At 71.4% G+C, this 14,939-nt stretch carries 13 protein-coding genes and 1 pseudogene; 8 read left to right on the forward strand and 6 right to left on the reverse strand.

Going from position 1 to position 14,939, the window contains the following annotated elements:
* The coding region (locus LY13_RS14435; protein WP_253828944.1) for a hypothetical protein at nucleotides 1–260 on the reverse strand (260 nt) is incomplete at its 3' end.
* Nucleotides 261–570: 310 nt separating this feature from the next.
* Between LY13_RS14435 and LY13_RS14440 the strand changes: the two genes are divergently transcribed.
* From LY13_RS14440 to LY13_RS14450, 3 genes are all read left to right on the forward strand, one after another.
* Nucleotides 571–1,815, forward strand: coding sequence for an MFS transporter (locus tag LY13_RS14440; protein ID WP_253828945.1), 1,245 nt, complete (start codon nucleotides 571–573; stop codon nucleotides 1,813–1,815).
* Nucleotides 1,812–3,134 (forward strand): hypothetical protein, encoded by a 1,323-nt coding sequence (locus tag LY13_RS14445; RefSeq protein ID WP_253828946.1) that lies wholly within the window; start codon nucleotides 1,812–1,814, stop codon nucleotides 3,132–3,134. Before LY13_RS14440 ends, LY13_RS14445 begins: the two co-directional genes overlap by 4 nt.
* 71 nt (nucleotides 3,135–3,205) lie before the next feature.
* Nucleotides 3,206–4,576 (forward strand): FAD-binding oxidoreductase, encoded by a 1,371-nt coding sequence (locus LY13_RS14450; RefSeq protein ID WP_253828947.1) that lies wholly within the window; start codon nucleotides 3,206–3,208, stop codon nucleotides 4,574–4,576.
* A gap of 354 nt (nucleotides 4,577–4,930) precedes the next feature.
* On the opposite strand, the gene LY13_RS14455 is transcribed toward LY13_RS14450, so the two are convergent.
* From LY13_RS14455 to LY13_RS14465, 3 genes are all read right to left on the reverse strand, one after another.
* Nucleotides 4,931–6,388 carry a cytochrome P450 gene (locus tag LY13_RS14455; protein ID WP_253828948.1) on the reverse strand — a complete coding sequence of 486 codons (1,458 nt, stop codon included), beginning with the start codon at nucleotides 6,386–6,388 and terminating at the stop codon, nucleotides 4,931–4,933.
* Nucleotides 6,389–6,476: 88 nt separating this feature from the next.
* Nucleotides 6,477–7,358, reverse strand: a complete 882-nt coding sequence (locus LY13_RS14460; protein ID WP_253828949.1) for an SDR family oxidoreductase — start codon at nucleotides 7,356–7,358, stop codon at nucleotides 6,477–6,479.
* 118 nt (nucleotides 7,359–7,476) lie between these two features.
* Nucleotides 7,477–8,778 (reverse strand): cytochrome P450, encoded by a 1,302-nt coding sequence (locus LY13_RS14465; RefSeq protein WP_253828950.1) that lies wholly within the window; start codon nucleotides 8,776–8,778, stop codon nucleotides 7,477–7,479.
* A gap of 212 nt (nucleotides 8,779–8,990) precedes the next feature.
* Between LY13_RS14465 and LY13_RS14470 the strand changes: the two genes are divergently transcribed.
* The 4 genes from LY13_RS14470 to LY13_RS14485 all read left to right on the forward strand — a co-directional run bounded on the left by LY13_RS14470 (nucleotide 8,991) and on the right by LY13_RS14485 (nucleotide 13,293).
* Nucleotides 8,991–10,466, forward strand: coding sequence for a histidine kinase (locus LY13_RS14470; protein WP_253828951.1), 1,476 nt, complete (start codon nucleotides 8,991–8,993; stop codon nucleotides 10,464–10,466).
* A complete protein-coding gene (locus LY13_RS14475) occupies nucleotides 10,463–11,140 on the forward strand; it encodes a response regulator (RefSeq protein WP_253828952.1) in 678 nt (225 codons plus the stop codon). The genes LY13_RS14470 and LY13_RS14475 overlap by 4 nt, the downstream gene beginning before the upstream one ends.
* A 117-nt stretch (nucleotides 11,141–11,257) precedes the next feature.
* Nucleotides 11,258–12,163, forward strand: a complete 906-nt coding sequence (locus LY13_RS14480; protein ID WP_253828953.1) for an ABC transporter ATP-binding protein — start codon at nucleotides 11,258–11,260, stop codon at nucleotides 12,161–12,163.
* A complete protein-coding gene (locus LY13_RS14485) occupies nucleotides 12,163–13,293 on the forward strand; it encodes an ABC transporter permease (protein ID WP_253828954.1) in 1,131 nt (376 codons plus the stop codon). The genes LY13_RS14480 and LY13_RS14485 overlap by 1 nt, the downstream gene beginning before the upstream one ends.
* On the opposite strand, the gene LY13_RS26195 is transcribed toward LY13_RS14485, so the two are convergent.
* A complete protein-coding gene (locus LY13_RS26195; protein ID WP_372493832.1) occupies nucleotides 13,221–13,691 on the reverse strand; it encodes a glycosyltransferase family protein in 471 nt (156 codons plus the stop codon). The two genes, LY13_RS14485 and LY13_RS26195, sit on opposite strands and share 73 nt — an antisense overlap.
* Nucleotides 13,682–13,810, reverse strand: a pseudogene (locus tag LY13_RS14495) (short-chain dehydrogenase); the annotation flags it as partial. The gene LY13_RS26195 and the pseudogene LY13_RS14495, both read right to left, overlap by 10 nt.
* A gap of 191 nt (nucleotides 13,811–14,001) precedes the next feature.
* Here LY13_RS14495 and LY13_RS14500 point away from each other — a divergent pair.
* Nucleotides 14,002–14,934 carry a glycosyltransferase family protein gene (locus tag LY13_RS14500; RefSeq protein WP_253828955.1) on the forward strand — a complete coding sequence of 311 codons (933 nt, stop codon included), beginning with the start codon at nucleotides 14,002–14,004 and terminating at the stop codon, nucleotides 14,932–14,934.
* Nucleotides 14,935–14,939: the final 5 nt, after the last annotated feature.

The raw sequence follows: 14,939 nt of genomic DNA on the forward strand, positions 1-14,939 counted from the left end.
ACCTCACGCGTGGAGACCCGCAGTACCGGCGTCAATTCCTCCGCCACACCACGGTCGTCATCCACAGCAGTTGCAATCTCGGCCAACAGCGCCAACTCCTCGGCGTCGAGCCGCGCCCGCCGAGCACGGATTTCCCGCAGTCGCTCGATCTTGCCGCCAACCAATTGCTCGACCGTGTCGTCGGACGCGGCTCCAACGGTCCTCGACTGTGTTGTCGGCTGTGTTTGCAACGCGGTCTCCAACGCCGTCCCCCATGTCATCCACAAACTCAATATATCGAACTCATGGTCGAATACAAGACACGCAATAGGGTGAATCATCCAGCCCGCGCATCGAAAGCTCGCCCGAGGGGACACCACCAGCGCGACAACTACGGAGCCGGCCCGGGCGCATCGCCGGACGGTGCCGGACGGTGTCGCGGGAACGAGATCGCGGCCGGAAACCCTGTCGGTACCGTCCGGTCACCGCTATCGTGCAGGTATGTCTCCACCGTGACGCTCGACGAATCGCCGGTCGAATCGGCCCGCCCGCACTGTCCGGAGCCTGACCCGGCGCGCGTGCGCCTGGGCGTTGCTCGCGGACGCGGTGCCGCTGTATCCGCTGTACGCGCTGTTGTTCAGTGCGCACGGTCTCTCCGACGCGCAGATCTCCGCGCTGTTGGCCATCTGGTCGCTGACCTCTGTCGTCGCCGAGGTCCCCACCGGCGCACTCGCCGACCGCTTCTCCCGCACCGGTTCCATGGCCGCTGGCGGCCTCGCCCAGGCGCTCGCCTACGTGTTGTGGACGGCGTTTCCCGGATTCGGTGCGTTCGCGGCCGGTTTCGTGCTGTGGGGCGTCGGCGGCACGCTCGTCTCCGGTGCGGTCGAGGCGTGGCTGTACGACAGCCTGGTCGAACTGGGCGAACCGGAACGGTTCCGCCGCAGCTACGGCCGGCTGGACGCGTGTGAACTGCTCGCACAGATCCCCGCCGCCGTCGGCGCGACCGTGCTGCCCCTCGGCGGGTTCGAGCTCGTCGGCTGGGCCAGCGTCGCCACCTGTCTCGGCGCCGCGGCGGTTGCCGCCCGGCTTCCCGAACCGCCCCGCCACGACCCGCCGGCGAACACCGACGACGACGTCAGCGGGGACGCGGAGCAGGGCGACGTGGCCACCGGCGGCACCGCCACCGACGGCACCGCCACTGACGACACCGCCACCGAGGACGGGCAGGACGAGCTCGGGTACGTCGCCACGCTGCGGGCCGGGGTCGTCGCCGCGGCCCGCACCCCCGGGGTTCCGGTGGCCCTGCTCGTCGTGGCGCTCCTGACCTCGCTCGACAACATCGAGGAGTACTTCGGCCTGCTCGCCGAGGACTGGCACGTCCCGGTGGTGTGGGTGCCCCTCGCGGTGCTCGGCATCCCTCTCGCCGGTGCCGCCGGTGCGTTGGTCGCGGCACGCCTCCGCGACACGTGGGCGACCGCGCTGCTGCCGGCCGGTGTCGCGCTGTTCGCCGTCGCCGGATGGTGGGCGCAACCCGCGGGCCTGGCGCTCGTCGCGGTGTTCTACGCCGTGTACCGCGGCGTGCTCGTCGTCGCGGAGGCTCGGCTGCAGGAACGCATCACCAGCGGGACGCGGGCGACGGTCACCTCGATCGCCGGCGTCGGCACCGAACTGGCAGGGCTCGTCGTGTTCGCCGCATGGGCGGTCGCGGGCCTGCCCGCCGTCCTGGTCCTGGCCGTCGTCGTCGCGTTCGCCGTGACACCCGGACTGCGCTCGCGGAACCGGGTCGGCCCGCGTTCCGTCCGACGACACAGCACGGGCGAAGGGACACGCGGATGAGCGGGCCGAACAGCGACATCGGCACCGGCGACGCCGGCACCGGTGGCGACCGCACCGGCGACGCAGGAACCGGCGACGCAGGAGCCGCCGGCACCGCAGGCGACACCGCCGACGACACCACGGCCGCGCACGTCACCGACGGTGACGGCACCGCCGATCCGGCATCCGTGGCCGGGCCGGAGCGCCGGCGGTGGTGGCAGCGGGCGAAGCGGTGGCAGCTGGTCGCGGTGCTCGGTGGTGCCGTCGTGCTCGCGGCGGCCGTCGCCGGATTCGTCGTCGTCTCGACGCACAACTCGTCGGCACCGGCCGACGCGGTGCGTGACTACGTCGGGACGATCGCGCGCGGGGACGCCGAGGCGGCGAACCGCATGGTGGACCCGGCGGACTTCCCCGGCAGGGCGATCGACACGTCGCTCCTGACCGACGAGGTGCTCGGTTCCGCGAACCGGCTGCGTGTCGAGGAGGTCGAACTCCGCGAGATCGACGGCGAGCCTGCCGACTCGGTGACGTTCAGCCCGCACGGCGCGGTCGCCGAGGTCCACGTCGAGTACGTCATCGACGGCGCCGAGAACCATCGCATCCAGGAGCACCGCATCGGGGACCACCGCGGCGATGCGACCCTGCGCGCGCGGCTGACCGGATCGACGCTCGGCCTGTGGGAACACTGGACGGTGATCGATCCGCTGGTCGTCCCCGCGTACGTCGAGACATCGATGCACCAGGTCGTCGGCGTGGCCGGGATGGAGGGAGCCACGATCGGCGGCGTGGCCGTGCCCGCCAACCGGAGTGGCATCGATGCCTTCAGCCGCACCTACTTTCTGCTCTATCCGGGTGTCTACACCGTGCGCGGCGTGGAATCGCCGTACTTCACGGCCGAGCCGGAGACCCTGGTCGCGACGCAGGTGTCGTGGGACGCCGACGAGTTCTGGGAACCGAGCGACCACACGCCGCCCGCCGGGCTGGCTCGGGTCGGCTACGACGACACCGCGCAGCTGCGGGCGAAGGTGGCCGACGAGATGGAGCGGGCGCTCCGGGCGTGTGCCGAGGCGGTTCCCGACGTCCTGACAGGCTGTCCGAACGGCATCTCGGGCAACAGTGATGTGACCGCCGCGACCCTCGACCGCTTGCCCGAGGTGCGGCTGGGACTGGCCCAGTCCATCGGCGATGCGCCTCCGTTCCTGTGGCTGCGCAGCAGCGAAGACGGCCAAGTGGATGTCCGCTTCGCCGACGGTCGTGAGCGGTCGACGGACTTCTTCGTCACGGGCGAGGTGCGGATCGACGAGGCAGGCGAGGTGTCGGTGCGGCTGCTCGACTGGTGATACTCGGCGCGGCGGAGCAGGGTCGTCACAGTGCGACGTCGATCCGCGGATGTCGCACTATCGTGGGGATCATGCTGCTCGAGGACCTGCGCCGTGACCTGCCCGCCGACCGGCTCGTCGACGACCCCGACGTCGTCGCCGGTTACGTCCACGACGAGGCCGAATGGGCGCCGCACGGAAAGCCGGACGTGGTCGTCCGGCCGCGCAGCGCCGAAGAGGTCCAGACCGTGGTCCGCGCCTGCCTCGCGCACGGGACACCGCTGGTCACGCGTGGTGCGGGTACGGGCCTGTCCGGCGGGGCGAACGCCGTCGACGGGTGCGTCCTGCTGTCCACGGAGCTGATGACGGCGGTGCGGGAGATCGACGAGTCCGAACGCCTGGCCGTCGTCGAACCGGGCGTGGTCAACGACGACCTGCGCGCGGCGTGCGCAGAACGCGGTCTGTGGTATCCGCCGGACCCGGCGAGCGCGCCGTGGTCGACGATCGGCGGCAACGTCGCCACCAACGCGGGCGGCCTGTGCTGCGTCAAGTACGGGGTGACCCGCGACTACGTGCTCGGGTTGCAGGTCGTCACCGGAACCGGCGAGCTGGTGCGGCTCGGCAGGCGCACCGCGAAGGGCGTCGCCGGGTACGACCTGGCCGGGCTGATGGTCGGTTCGGAGGGCACGCTCGGCGTCGTGACCGAGGTGACGGTGAAGCTGCGGCCGCTACGCGACCCCGAGCACACCGTGGCCGGGTACTTCTCCTCGATCGTCGACGCCGGACGTGCCGTCGCGGCGGTCGCCGACGCGGGTATCACGCCGTCAGCGCTGGAACTGGTCGACCGGCACTGCCTCGCCGCCGTCGACGCGTGGAAGAACATGGGACTGTCGGTCGAGGCCGACGTCGTCCTGCTCGGCCGGACGGACGCGCCGGGCGCGGCAGGGGAGCAGGAGGCCGACCGTATGCTCGCCTGTTTCGAGGAAGGCGGTGCCACCTGGGCTGTCCGGTCGACGGACCAGGAGGAGGCGGACGCGCTCTTCTCCGCCCGCCGCCTCGCCTACCCGGCGCTGGAACGGCTCGGCCCGCTGCTCACCGAGGACGTGTGCGTCCCGAAGGCGGCCGTGCCGGAGATGCTGGCCCGCATCGAGGCGGCTGCACAGCGGCACGACACCCGCATCGCCAACATCGCGCACGCCGGTGACGGCAACCTCCACCCGCTGCTGAGCACACCGCCCGGCGACGACGCAGCCCGCGAGCGTGCCCAGGAGGCGTTCCACGACATCATCCGCGACGCCCTCGAACTCGGCGGGACCGTCACCGGTGAGCACGGCGTCGGCCTGCTCAAGAAGGACGGCCTCGGTGCGGAGCTGGACGGCGAGGTCGTCGCCATGCACCGGGCCGTCAAGACCGCGCTCGACCCGCACGGCATCCTCAACCCGGGCAAGGTCATCCCGGACTGACGGGCTCGCGGCTACACCGCGGCGTCGCCGGTGCCGGGGTGTCGGTCGTGTCGCCTGGGTGGGTTGCCGCACTGCGCCGGGTCGGTCTCGGGCGGACAATGGCGAGCGGTCCTGGTTGCGTGTCCCGGACGTGGAGGTGCGGACGATGGGTGGCCGGCACACCGAGTTCCTGGGCTTCGTCGGGCTCCTTGCCGTGGCTGTCGCGAGCCTGGTCGTCGTGGTCGTCGCCGGCCTGGCGATATCGGCGTGGGGCCTTCTGGGGTAGGGCCTTCCGGGTGATTCCGTCGAGTTCGGTGTCCGTCCAGGGAGGCATGACAACGCCCGGCGGTCCGTCGCTCCTCGGTCCGCCGGCCGTCAGCGGCGGTGCAGCCGCACCGGCAGGCCGTCGGCGGGCACCGGCAGCGAGGTGTTGTCCCAGCGCGGGTGCACCCCGTCCGGCACGGTCCAGGTGTAGCTGCGCAGCATCTCGTGGAGGATCGCCTTCACCTCGAGCGTGCCGAAGTGCAGCCCGATGCACTTGTGCACCCCGCCGCCGAACGGGATCCAGGCGAACCGGTGCCCGGCGTCCTCGCGACGGGATTCGGAGAAGCGGTCCGGGTCGAAACGGTCCGGGTCGGTCCAGATGTCGGCGTCGAAGTGGTTCACGCCCGGCGCCGCGACGACGGCCGTTTCGGCCGGGATGTGGTGCCCCGCGATCTCCGTGGGCTTCACGGTCATCCGCATCAGCGTCGGCACCGGCGCCACCAGCCGCAGCGACTCCTTGATGATCAGGTCCAGCGTGGTGAGGCTCTCCAGCGCGTGGATGTCGGGGACGTCGTCGCCGAGCGCGAGCGACTCCTCGCGGGCGCGCTGCTGCCACTCCGGATGCCTGCCGAGGTAGTGCGCCGTGGCGCTGGTGGTGATGGTCGACGTGTCGTGCGCGGCCATCATCAGGAAGATCATGTGGTTGACGACATCGTCGTCGCTGAAGCGCTCGCCGTCGTCGGTGGCGGCTTGACACAGCCCGGCGAACAGGTCCGACCCGTCGGACTCACGTGCCGCGGGCAGGTGCCTGCGGAAGTAGCGCTCGAGGGTCTTCCGGCCTTGCACGCCCGCGCGGAACCGGGTGCCGGGCAGCGGGTACCGCACGATCGACGTCGCCGCGCGCACGGCGGCGACGAACGCCCGGTTGATCTCGTCGAGGTTCTCGTCGCCGCCGCGGCCGCCCATGAACACCTGCGTGGCGACGTCGAGTGTGAGCTGTTTGAGCAGCCAGTAGATGCGCACCGGACGATCGGCGTTCCACTGTGGAACGTTGGCTCGCACCGAGGGGCCCAGCTGGTCGACGTAGCCGGTCAGCCGGTCGCGGGTGAACGCGGACTGCATGATCCGGCGGTGCATGCGGTGCTCGTCGAAGTCCAGGAGCATCAGGCCGCGGTGGAAGAACTCGTCGATCATCCGGGTCCAGCCTTCCTGCGAGAAGGCCTTGTCCTTGTTGACGAGCACCTGCTGGGTGGCGTCGGGCCCGCCGACGGTCACCACTTTCTGCCCGAGCGATCCCATCCACGACACCGGGCCGAAGCGCTCGTAACGGTCGCGCAGGAACTCGTTGCCGAACCGGATGTAGCTCAGCGTGTGCCCGAGCAGCGGCGCACCCTGGTCACCGCGGACCGGTTCGAGGTCGCTGCCGCTCGGAGGGGGCGCGAGCGTGGTGACCCGACCGTGGGTCGCGCGCAGCCACGCGTCGTCGACCGCCTTCGGCGCGGGTGCGGCCAGTACGGACGACAGGCGTTCGCGCGCCGCCCGGTTGGCGTGTTCCAGCAGTGAAACCATGTCGACTCCCCGTCGCAGAACGGATCCGTGGCACTCCCGCCGCGGCGAGGTCCACAGTGGATGAGGTGGTGCCCGAGGGTGGCCGGGGTCAGTGACCCGCGTCCCCGGCCGTGCCGACCGCACGGGACTCGTACTCCTTGCGGGCCGTGTGGTCGGCGGCGCCGAGCACCCGATGGGCACCACTGGCGCGCAGCAGCGCGTCGGAGGCCTTCCGGGGCAGCAGTGCGCCGAGCGTGTTCGCCACCACCAGGTCGCGCGGCACGTAGACATCGAATCGCGGCCTGCGCACCGTCGCCAGCACGGCGGCCGCGACGTCCTCCGGTGTCACCGGACGGATGGCGCGCGACTCGCCCAGACCGGTGGCCAGTTCGGTCCGCACGACCGACGGCATCACGACCGACATGTCGACACCGGTGCGGTGCAGCTCCGCGCGCACGGCACCGGAGAAGCCGACCACGCCGTGTTTCGTGGCGCAGTAGGTGGCGGCGCCCTCGAAGCCGATCCTGCCCGCCTCCGACGCGACGTTGACGATGTGGCCACGCCCGCGGGGGCGCATGCGCCGCACGGCCTCCCGGGTTCCGTGGATGACCGCGTGCAGGTTGATCGCCAGCTGTTTCGCCGTGACCTCGTCCGGTTCGTCGTCGATGCGGCCGAGCGGCATGATCCCGGCGTTGTTGATCACCACGTCGACCGGGCCGAGGGTGCCTTCCACCGAGTCGAGGAAGCGCGTGTACGCGGCCGCGTCGGTGACGTCGACGCGCCACGCGTGCACCCGCGGATGATCGCGGAGCCGCTGGGGCAGCGCCGACGGGTCGAGGTCCGCGACGGCGACCGTCGCACCCGCCTCGACGAGCATCGTCGCCGTGGCCGCGCCGATGCCGCGCGCGCCACCGGTGATCGTGACGACCCTGCCCGTGACGTCCCGCTGCCTGCGGCCGAACCGTCCGCGTCGCCCGCGCTGCTGTCCCATCCGCGCCTCCTTGCGCTGACCGGGGAATGCCGGACCCGATCTTGACCGGCGAGCGCCAGCATCCAACTGACAACCCTGCATGTCAATATCGACCGAACGGGTGGTGGGCGGGAAAACCTCAGGTCAGGCGGGCCGGGAGCCGCTCGTAGCCCCGCAGGATGCGCGTCGGCCGGTGCGCGGCGCCGGGCCGCAGCGACAGGTCCGGGAAGCGGTCGAACAACGCGCGCAGGCCGACTTCGCCCTCCATGCGGGCCAGCGCCGCGCCGAGGCAGTAGTGCCTGCCGGAGGAGAAGGCGATGTGCTCGCGGGCGTTCGGCCGCGTGACGTCGAACGTGTGGGGGTCGTCGAACACCTCGGGGTCGCGGTTCGCACCCGCCAGCAGCGTCGTCACGGGGGCCCCGGCGCGCACGGGCTTGCCCGCGATCTCCGTGTCGCGCACGGTCGTCCTGCCGGTGAGCAGCACGGGTGGGTCGAACCGCAGGATCTCGTCGACGGCGCCCGGCCACAGCGACGGATCCTGACGCACCTTCTCGAGTTGCTGCGGATGCTCGCGCAGCAGGGCGATGCCGTTGCCCAGCAGGTTGACGGTGGTCTCGAACCCGGCGGCCAGCACGAGACCCGCCGTGGCGCGGAGCTCCTTGTCGTTGAGGCCGACGCCGTCCTCTCGTGCCGCGACCAGCTTGCTCAGCAGGTTGTCGCCGGGGTTCTCCTTCAGCGCGGCGAGGTGGCCGCCCAGCCAGGTGTCGAACTCGGCCAGGGCGCGATCCGTCTCGCGGAACTGCCGCCACGGCATGCCCATGTCGAGACTGGGCGCCGCCGCGGTGCCGAGGGTGAGGACCTTGTGCCGCTCGTGGTCGGGGACGCCGAGGATCTCGGCGATCACGGTCACCGGCAGCAGGCTGCAGTAGGCCTCGACCAGGTCGACGTCCTCGCCCGCTCGCGCGCGGGCCTCCAAGGCGTCCAGTAGTTCGGCGGCGATCTCCTCGGTCCGGGTGCGCAGGTTCTCCACCGCGCGGGCGGTGAAGACCCGGGTGACGAGCTTGCGGTAGCGCGTGTGCTCGGGTGGTTCGGTGGCCAGCAGCGACGGTGGTTCGATCGGGTGCAGGTGGTCCGAGGCCGACCACGTGCTCAACCTGCCGAGGACACCGTCGACCCGGTCGATCCCGGCGCGCACGTCCTGCGAGGTCAGCACGTCGCGGACGACCGAGTGGTGTGAGACGAGGTAGGAGTATTTGCCGCGGATGATCGGCCCGCGGTCGTGGATCTCGTCGAACAGCCGGGTCAGCCCCAGGGTCGGCGTCTCGGCGGACTCGGTGAACAGTCTCGCCTGCAGATCTCCCTTGCCCGCGGCGCTGCGGAGCGCGGCGCGGGGGATCGCATGGGTCACGCCCCAGCGCACGGCCTTCTTCGCGACGGACACCCTTGGCCTCCCGTTATCTACTGCCGAGTAGGTACGGGTTCCAGTCTGCCCCCGTCGCGTCGCCGGGGAAAGGGGGCTCACCGCCGACCGGATCCGGACGGTCGTGTTCGCCTGCGACACGGTGTGGTCGCTCGGTTGCGCGGTGTTCGGCCGACGGGGCCGTTGACTCGTACCGCCACGTGACTCGCGCGCGGCGGGATACGGTACCGGACATGACGTCCCGTACCGGTCTCGGCGCCGCACGCACAGCGGTGTGGAGCGACTGGCGCAGACCCCGGCCGGATCCCGCGATCCAGCGTTCGGACGTGCTGATCACCGCAGGGGTGTTCGCCGGCATGGTGCTGGCCGTGCTGGCCATCAACGGCATGGGCGCCCAGGTCTTCGGAACGGCGCCGTCGCTGGCCGAACAGCTGGTCTGGGGCACGGCGCTGTCGTTGCCGCTCGTGGCGAGGCGGCGGTTCCCGTCCGCGGTGCTGCTGTTCGTCGGCGCCGTGTTCATCGCCGCGCAGGCGCGCCAGATCGGGGACAACACCGTGCCATCGGTGTGCGTGTTCCTCGCGAGCTACAGCGTCGGCGCGTGGGAGCGCAACCGCATGCTCGCACGCTGGTCGCGGCTCGCGGTGATCATCGTGATGTTCCTGTGGCTGGCCTACTCGTTCGTCCAGGCCATGGCGGGGGACGTTCCCGAGTTCCCCGGTGCGCAGGGGCCGTTCGACCCGGTGCTGGCCTCGGTGGTCTACAGCACGCTCTTCAACGGCGTGTTCTTCGCCGCCGCATACTTCTACGGGAACATGGCGTGGGAAACGGCGCGCCGCAGGGCCGAACTGGAACAGCGCAACGACGAGCTGCAGCGCTCGCAGGAGGAGAACCTCCGCGGTGCGCTGGTGGCGGAACGGATCCGGATCGCGCGCGACCTGCACGACGTCGTGGCGCACAGCGTGTCGGTGATGGGTATCCAGGCGGGGGCCGCGCGGCGCACGCTGGACCGTGACCCCGTGCTCGCGGGCGAGGCGCTCCAGACGGTGGAGGAGACCGCCCGGTCGGCGATCGGCGAGCTGCGCGGTCTGCTGGGTGTGCTGCGCTCGGACCCGGACCCGGCCGCCGTCCGAGGCGCCGGTGCGGGTGGGGACGCGAGTGGGGACGGCCGGGCGACCGGGGACGGGGCCACGGATCCGGCCGGCTCGACGGACAACAGCCTTGCAGGCAGCGGCTCGGGGGCCGGCGGTTCGGGGGCCGGTGGCTCGGGGGAGCAGAACGCCCGTGCGGCCTCGCCGGGGCTCGACGACATTCCCGACCTCGTGTCCAGAATGGACGCGGCCGGGGTCGAGGCGAGGTACGGCGCGTACGGCCAGGAACGGCCCGTTCCGGACGCGGTGGCGCTGTCGGCCTACCGCATCGTGCAGGAGGCGCTGACCAACGTCTCGAAACACTCCGGCGCCGAACAGGTCGACGTGCGCCTGCGGTACCTGACGAGTGCGCTCGAGGTCGAGGTCGTCGACGACGGGTACGGCCGGTCGTCGGCCGGTGGCAGCGGGCTCGGCCAGGCGGGCATGCGGGAGCGTGTCGCGGTGCACGGCGGCGAGATCGAAACGGGCCCGCGCGAGAGCGGGCGGGGATACCGGGTGTGGGCGAGCATGCCGCTCGGCCCGCGGCCGGTGTCGGCCACGACGCGGGAGGAGAGCTCGTGACCGAGTCGTTGCGGGTCGTGCTGGTGGACGACCAGGATCTGGTGCGGGCGGGCTTCCGCGTCATCCTGGGTGCCGAGCCCGACGTGACGGTCGTCGGAGAGGCCGGTGACGGGCTCGAGGCGGTGCGGCTGGTCGGCGAGCTGTGCCCGGACGTCGTGCTGATGGACGTGCAGATGCCGGAGATCGACGGGCTCGAAGCGACGCGCCGCATCCTCGGTGAGCAGGCGGGCTCGACCGCGCCGACGAAGGTCGTCATCCTCACGACGTTCGACAGGGAGGACTACCTGTTCGAGGCGTTGCAGGCGGGGGCGAGCGGGTTTCTGTTGAAGAATGCGTCGCCGGAGGATCTCGTCGAGTCGGTGCGCATCGTCGCCCGCGGGGACGCGCTGCTGTCGCCCGAGGTGACGAGGCGGGTGATCGCGCGGTTCAGCGGTGCGGCCGCCGCCCCTGCGCCCGCGACCAGACCCGACGTCCTGACCGAACGGGAGTACGAGGTGCTGGTCATGCTGGCCAGGGGCGCCTCCAACGGGGAGATCGCCGAGCGGTTCGTCGTCAGCGAAGCCACCGTCAAGACCCACGTGTCGCGGGTGTTGACGAAACTCGACCTGCGCGACCGCACCCACGCCGTGGTGTTCGCCTACGAGAACGGGATCGTCGCGCCGGGAACGCCGTGACCACCGGTTCGGGACCGCCGGTGACCGGCGCGGACACCGGCGTCATCCCCGAGGGTGACGCCGGGGATACATCGCGCGCCTGACGCGGGGCGGAGCCCGCGCTCCTAGTCTGTCCGTATGTTGAAGGTGAATGGCGTCAGCCGGAGCTTCGGAGACCACCGGGTCCTCGACTCGGTGTCGTTCGACGTGAAGCCCGGCCGGATGACGGGGTTTCTGGGGGCCAACGGCGCCGGCAAGACCACCGCGATGCGGATCATTCTGGGGGTCCTCAAGGCGGACGCGGGATCGGTCACGTGGAACGGGGAACCGGTCACGCAGGCGGTGCGGCAGCGGTTCGGGTACATGCCGGAGGAACGTGGCCTGTACCCGAAGATGAAGGTCGCGGAGCAGATCCAGTGGTTCGGCAGGCTGCACGGCATGTCGGCCGCCAAGGCGGCGGCGAACACCGAGCGACTGCTCGAGGAGCTCGACCTGCACACGCGCGCGAACGACAAGCTCGAAGCGCTGTCGCTCGGCAACCAGCAGCGCGCGCAGATCGCCGCGTCGCTGGTGCACGATCCGGCGCTGTTGATCCTCGACGAGCCGTTCTCGGGGCTGGATCCGATCGCGGTCGACACCGTGCTGCGGGTGCTGCGCCGGCGCGCGGCCGAAGGCGCCCCGGTGCTGTTCTCGAGCCACCAGCTCAGCGTGGTCGAGCAGCTGTGCGACGACCTGGTGATCATCTCCGGCGGTGACATCAAGGCCAGCGGTGAGCGGGACGAGATCAAGGAGCGTTACGGCACGCCGCGCTACGAGATCGTCGTCGGCTCGGACGCCGGATGGTTGCGCGACGTGCCGGGCATCAAGGTGACCAGTGTGGACGGTCCGCGCGCGGTGATCGAACCCGCGTCGGCCGACGGATTCCGCACCGGCGGCCAGGCGCTGGACCAGCGGATCCTGCAGGAGGCGATGCGCCGCGGCGAGGTCCGTGCGTTCACGCCGGTCGTGCCGTCACTCAACGAGATCTTCAAGGAGGCGATCTGATGACCAGCGTCGAGGAGCGGACCTCCGTGGACTCCGGCAACGCGGGCGGCCTGACGTTCATGCAGGCCACCTGGCTCGTCGCGGAACGTGAGATCAAGGCGTTCCTGCAGATGAAGGGCTTCTGGATCGGGCTGGCGACGATCGTGATCGGGCTCTTCGCCGCGTCGATCCTGCCGAACGTGCTGGGCGGCGGGGACACGAAGGTCGCCGTCACGAGTGCCGAGGTGGCGCAGACGCTCGAGGCGGGCCCGTTCGACGTCGAGCGCACCGACGACGCCGCCGGTGCGGAGGAGCTGGTCCGCAGCGAAGAGGTCGAGGCTGCGGTCGTACCGGACACGACGGGGCAGTCGCCGACGGGCGTCGAGGTCGTCGCGCTCGAGAACCCGCCGAGCGATCTCATGGCGTCGCTGGGCGCGCCGCCACCGGTGAACCTGCTCGACCCGGGCGACGTCGGCGAGGGTGAGAAACAGCTCGTCATCATGGTGTTCGCGCTCGTGTTCATGATGTTCGCCATGGGCGGTACGGCGATCGCGCAGAGCGCGGTCACCGAGAAGCAGACCCGGGTCGTCGAGATCCTGGTGTCGACCCTGCCGGTGAAGTCGTTGCTGGCAGGCAAGATCGTGGGCCACGCACTGCTCACCATCGGACAGGTCGTCGTGCTGGCCATCGCGGCACCGATCGCGTTGCAGGCAGGGGGCAACGAGGAGTTGCTCCAGATCATCCTGCCCGCGCTCGGCTGGTACGTGCCGTTCCTGATCCTCGGGTTCCTGCTGCTGTCGTCGATGTGGGCGGTCGCCGGGTCGCTGGTGAGCAGGCAGGAGGACCTCGGCTCGACGATGGGCCTGGTCATGATGCTGGTGTTCGGCCCGTACATGGCCGTCATCCTCCTGTCCGACAACGAGACGGCCATGTCGGTGCTGTCGTACGTGCCGTTCTCGGCCGCCATCGCGATGCCGGTGCGCCTGTTCATCGGTGACGCCCAGCTGTGGGAGCCGTTCCTGTCGCTCGGCCTGATGGTCGTCATGATCGTGCTGATCACCGCTGCCGCCACCCGGATCTACGCGGGCTCGGTGCTGCAGACCGGTGGCAAGGTCAAGCTGTCCCGCGCGTGGTCGGCCGCGTCGGACTGACCACCCGCGACGGCGGTCCCCGGTCGAGCACGGCCGGGGACCACCGTGGCGGTCGCCCCGTCAGGCGAAGGGAACGCCCGTCCCGCGGTAGTGGCATCCGGCACGTTCGACGGAGCGCTTGTCGAGCAGGTTGCGGATGCTCTCCGGCCCCGTCCGTGGAGGTTCACGGCCAGCCGGGGCGGTTCGCCCGGCCAGGACAGCGTGCCGAGGCCGGGCGTCGGCAACAACTCGTCCACGGCGTCGATCAGCTCGACGAGGTCGGCGAGCTCGCCGGGTGCGGCGAGGACGAGCCGCTCGTCGGGCAGGTGACGCCGCAGGCCGCGCAACGCCGGCACGGCGGTCAGCAGATCGCCGATGCCGAGCGCGCGCAGCACGAGAACGCCGCCGCTCACGGCCATGATCCCTCCTCCGAGGAGCACACCACCATCTCGCGGACCTCACACCCGGCAGGCTGTTGGAGCGCGAAGACCACGGTGCGCGCGACGTCGGCCGGGTCGTCGAGGCGCGCGTCCTCGGGACACGCCCGACCGGAGCACCGCCCGCCAGCGCGGCCGCCGCGGCGGCCGCGAACCGGTCGCCTGCGCCGCACGCGTCCACCATCCGACCGGCGGGCGGAGCCGCACGGCACGGAGATCACCTCGACGTCCCGACCGAGCAGTGTGGACAGTTCGCGCCCTGCGTCGTCCCGAGAGTGGGTAGCCGCCCGCTATGCGGGTGCTCCTGACGAGCTGGGCGAGTTTCGCCCGCGGCGAGGCCACGGCGGGTGACGTACGGGCGGTACGTGCCGTCTCCGACGCGTTGTCCGAATCGGGCGTGTGCCACGACACCGCGTGGAGTCCCGGATTCCTGCCCGGAGAGTTGCATGTGGACGATGCGCCGCCGTCGAGGTACTCGCACCTGGTGTTCGCGTGCGGCCCCGTGCACGGGTGGCAGATCCGGGAACTCCACGAGCGATACTCCGCGTGCCGCCGGATCGCGGTGGGCGTCTCGGTGCCCGACCCGAACGACCCGGCGGCGACCGGGTTCCACCGGGTCCTGCCGCGGGACGACGCGGCGTCCGGAGGTGCCGTGTCCGGAGGTGCGGTGTCGGGAGATGCCGCGTCCAGAAGGGCGGTGGCCGCCGGTGCCGACCTGTCGCTGGCGGCGCCCTGCGAACGCAGGCCCGTGGTCGGTGTGACGCTCGCTCTCGGCCAGCCCGAGTACGGGAGAGCGGGGCGGCACGACGTCGTCCACGAGGCGTTGACCGCGTGGCTGCGCCGGACCGACGTGGACAGAGTCCCGCTCGACACCCGCCTGGCGACCGACGACTGGCGTCACTGCGCGACGCCGGACCAGTTCGGGTCGGTGCCGGCGGCCATGGACGCCGTCGTGTCGACGCGGCTGCACAGGCTCGTGCTCGGGCTCGCGGCGGGCGTCCCGGTGCTCGCCGTCGACCCCGTCGCGGGCGGCGGGAAGGTCACCGCGCAGGCGCGGGTGCTGGGGTGGCCCGTCGTCGGCGCGGGTGATGTCCACGACCACGCCGGGCTGTCACGGGCACTGGAGTGGTGCCTGTCGGACGGGGCGCGGACCCGGGTCACCGAGGCCGTCCGGTCGGCGCGCGCGTGCGTGCCGACCGGACGGTTGCTCGCCGAGATCGCGTGACGCGC

The organism is Prauserella aidingensis (assembly GCF_024171865.1).
Taxonomy (GTDB): domain Bacteria; phylum Actinomycetota; class Actinomycetes; order Mycobacteriales; family Pseudonocardiaceae; genus Prauserella; species Prauserella aidingensis.

Coding starts and splice junctions, on each gene's coding strand:
- LY13_RS14445 (WP_253828946.1), top strand. CDS start 1,812: ATGAGCGGGCCGAACAGCGACATCGGCACCGGCGACGCCGGCACCGGT.
- LY13_RS14450 (WP_253828947.1), top strand. CDS start 3,206: ATGCTGCTCGAGGACCTGCGCCGTGACCTGCCCGCCGACCGGCTCGTC.
- LY13_RS14455 (WP_253828948.1), bottom strand. CDS start 6,388: ATGGTTTCACTGCTGGAACACGCCAACCGGGCGGCGCGCGAACGCCTG.
- LY13_RS14460 (WP_253828949.1), bottom strand. CDS start 7,358: ATGGGACAGCAGCGCGGGCGACGCGGACGGTTCGGCCGCAGGCAGCGG.
- LY13_RS14470 (WP_253828951.1), top strand. CDS start 8,991: ATGACGTCCCGTACCGGTCTCGGCGCCGCACGCACAGCGGTGTGGAGC.
- LY13_RS14480 (WP_253828953.1), top strand. CDS start 11,258: ATGTTGAAGGTGAATGGCGTCAGCCGGAGCTTCGGAGACCACCGGGTC.
- LY13_RS14485 (WP_253828954.1), top strand. CDS start 12,163: ATGACCAGCGTCGAGGAGCGGACCTCCGTGGACTCCGGCAACGCGGGC.
- LY13_RS26195 (WP_372493832.1), bottom strand. CDS start 13,691: ATGGCCGTGAGCGGCGGCGTTCTCGTGCTGCGCGCGCTCGGCATCGGC.
- LY13_RS14500 (WP_253828955.1), top strand. CDS start 14,002: ATGCGGGTGCTCCTGACGAGCTGGGCGAGTTTCGCCCGCGGCGAGGCC.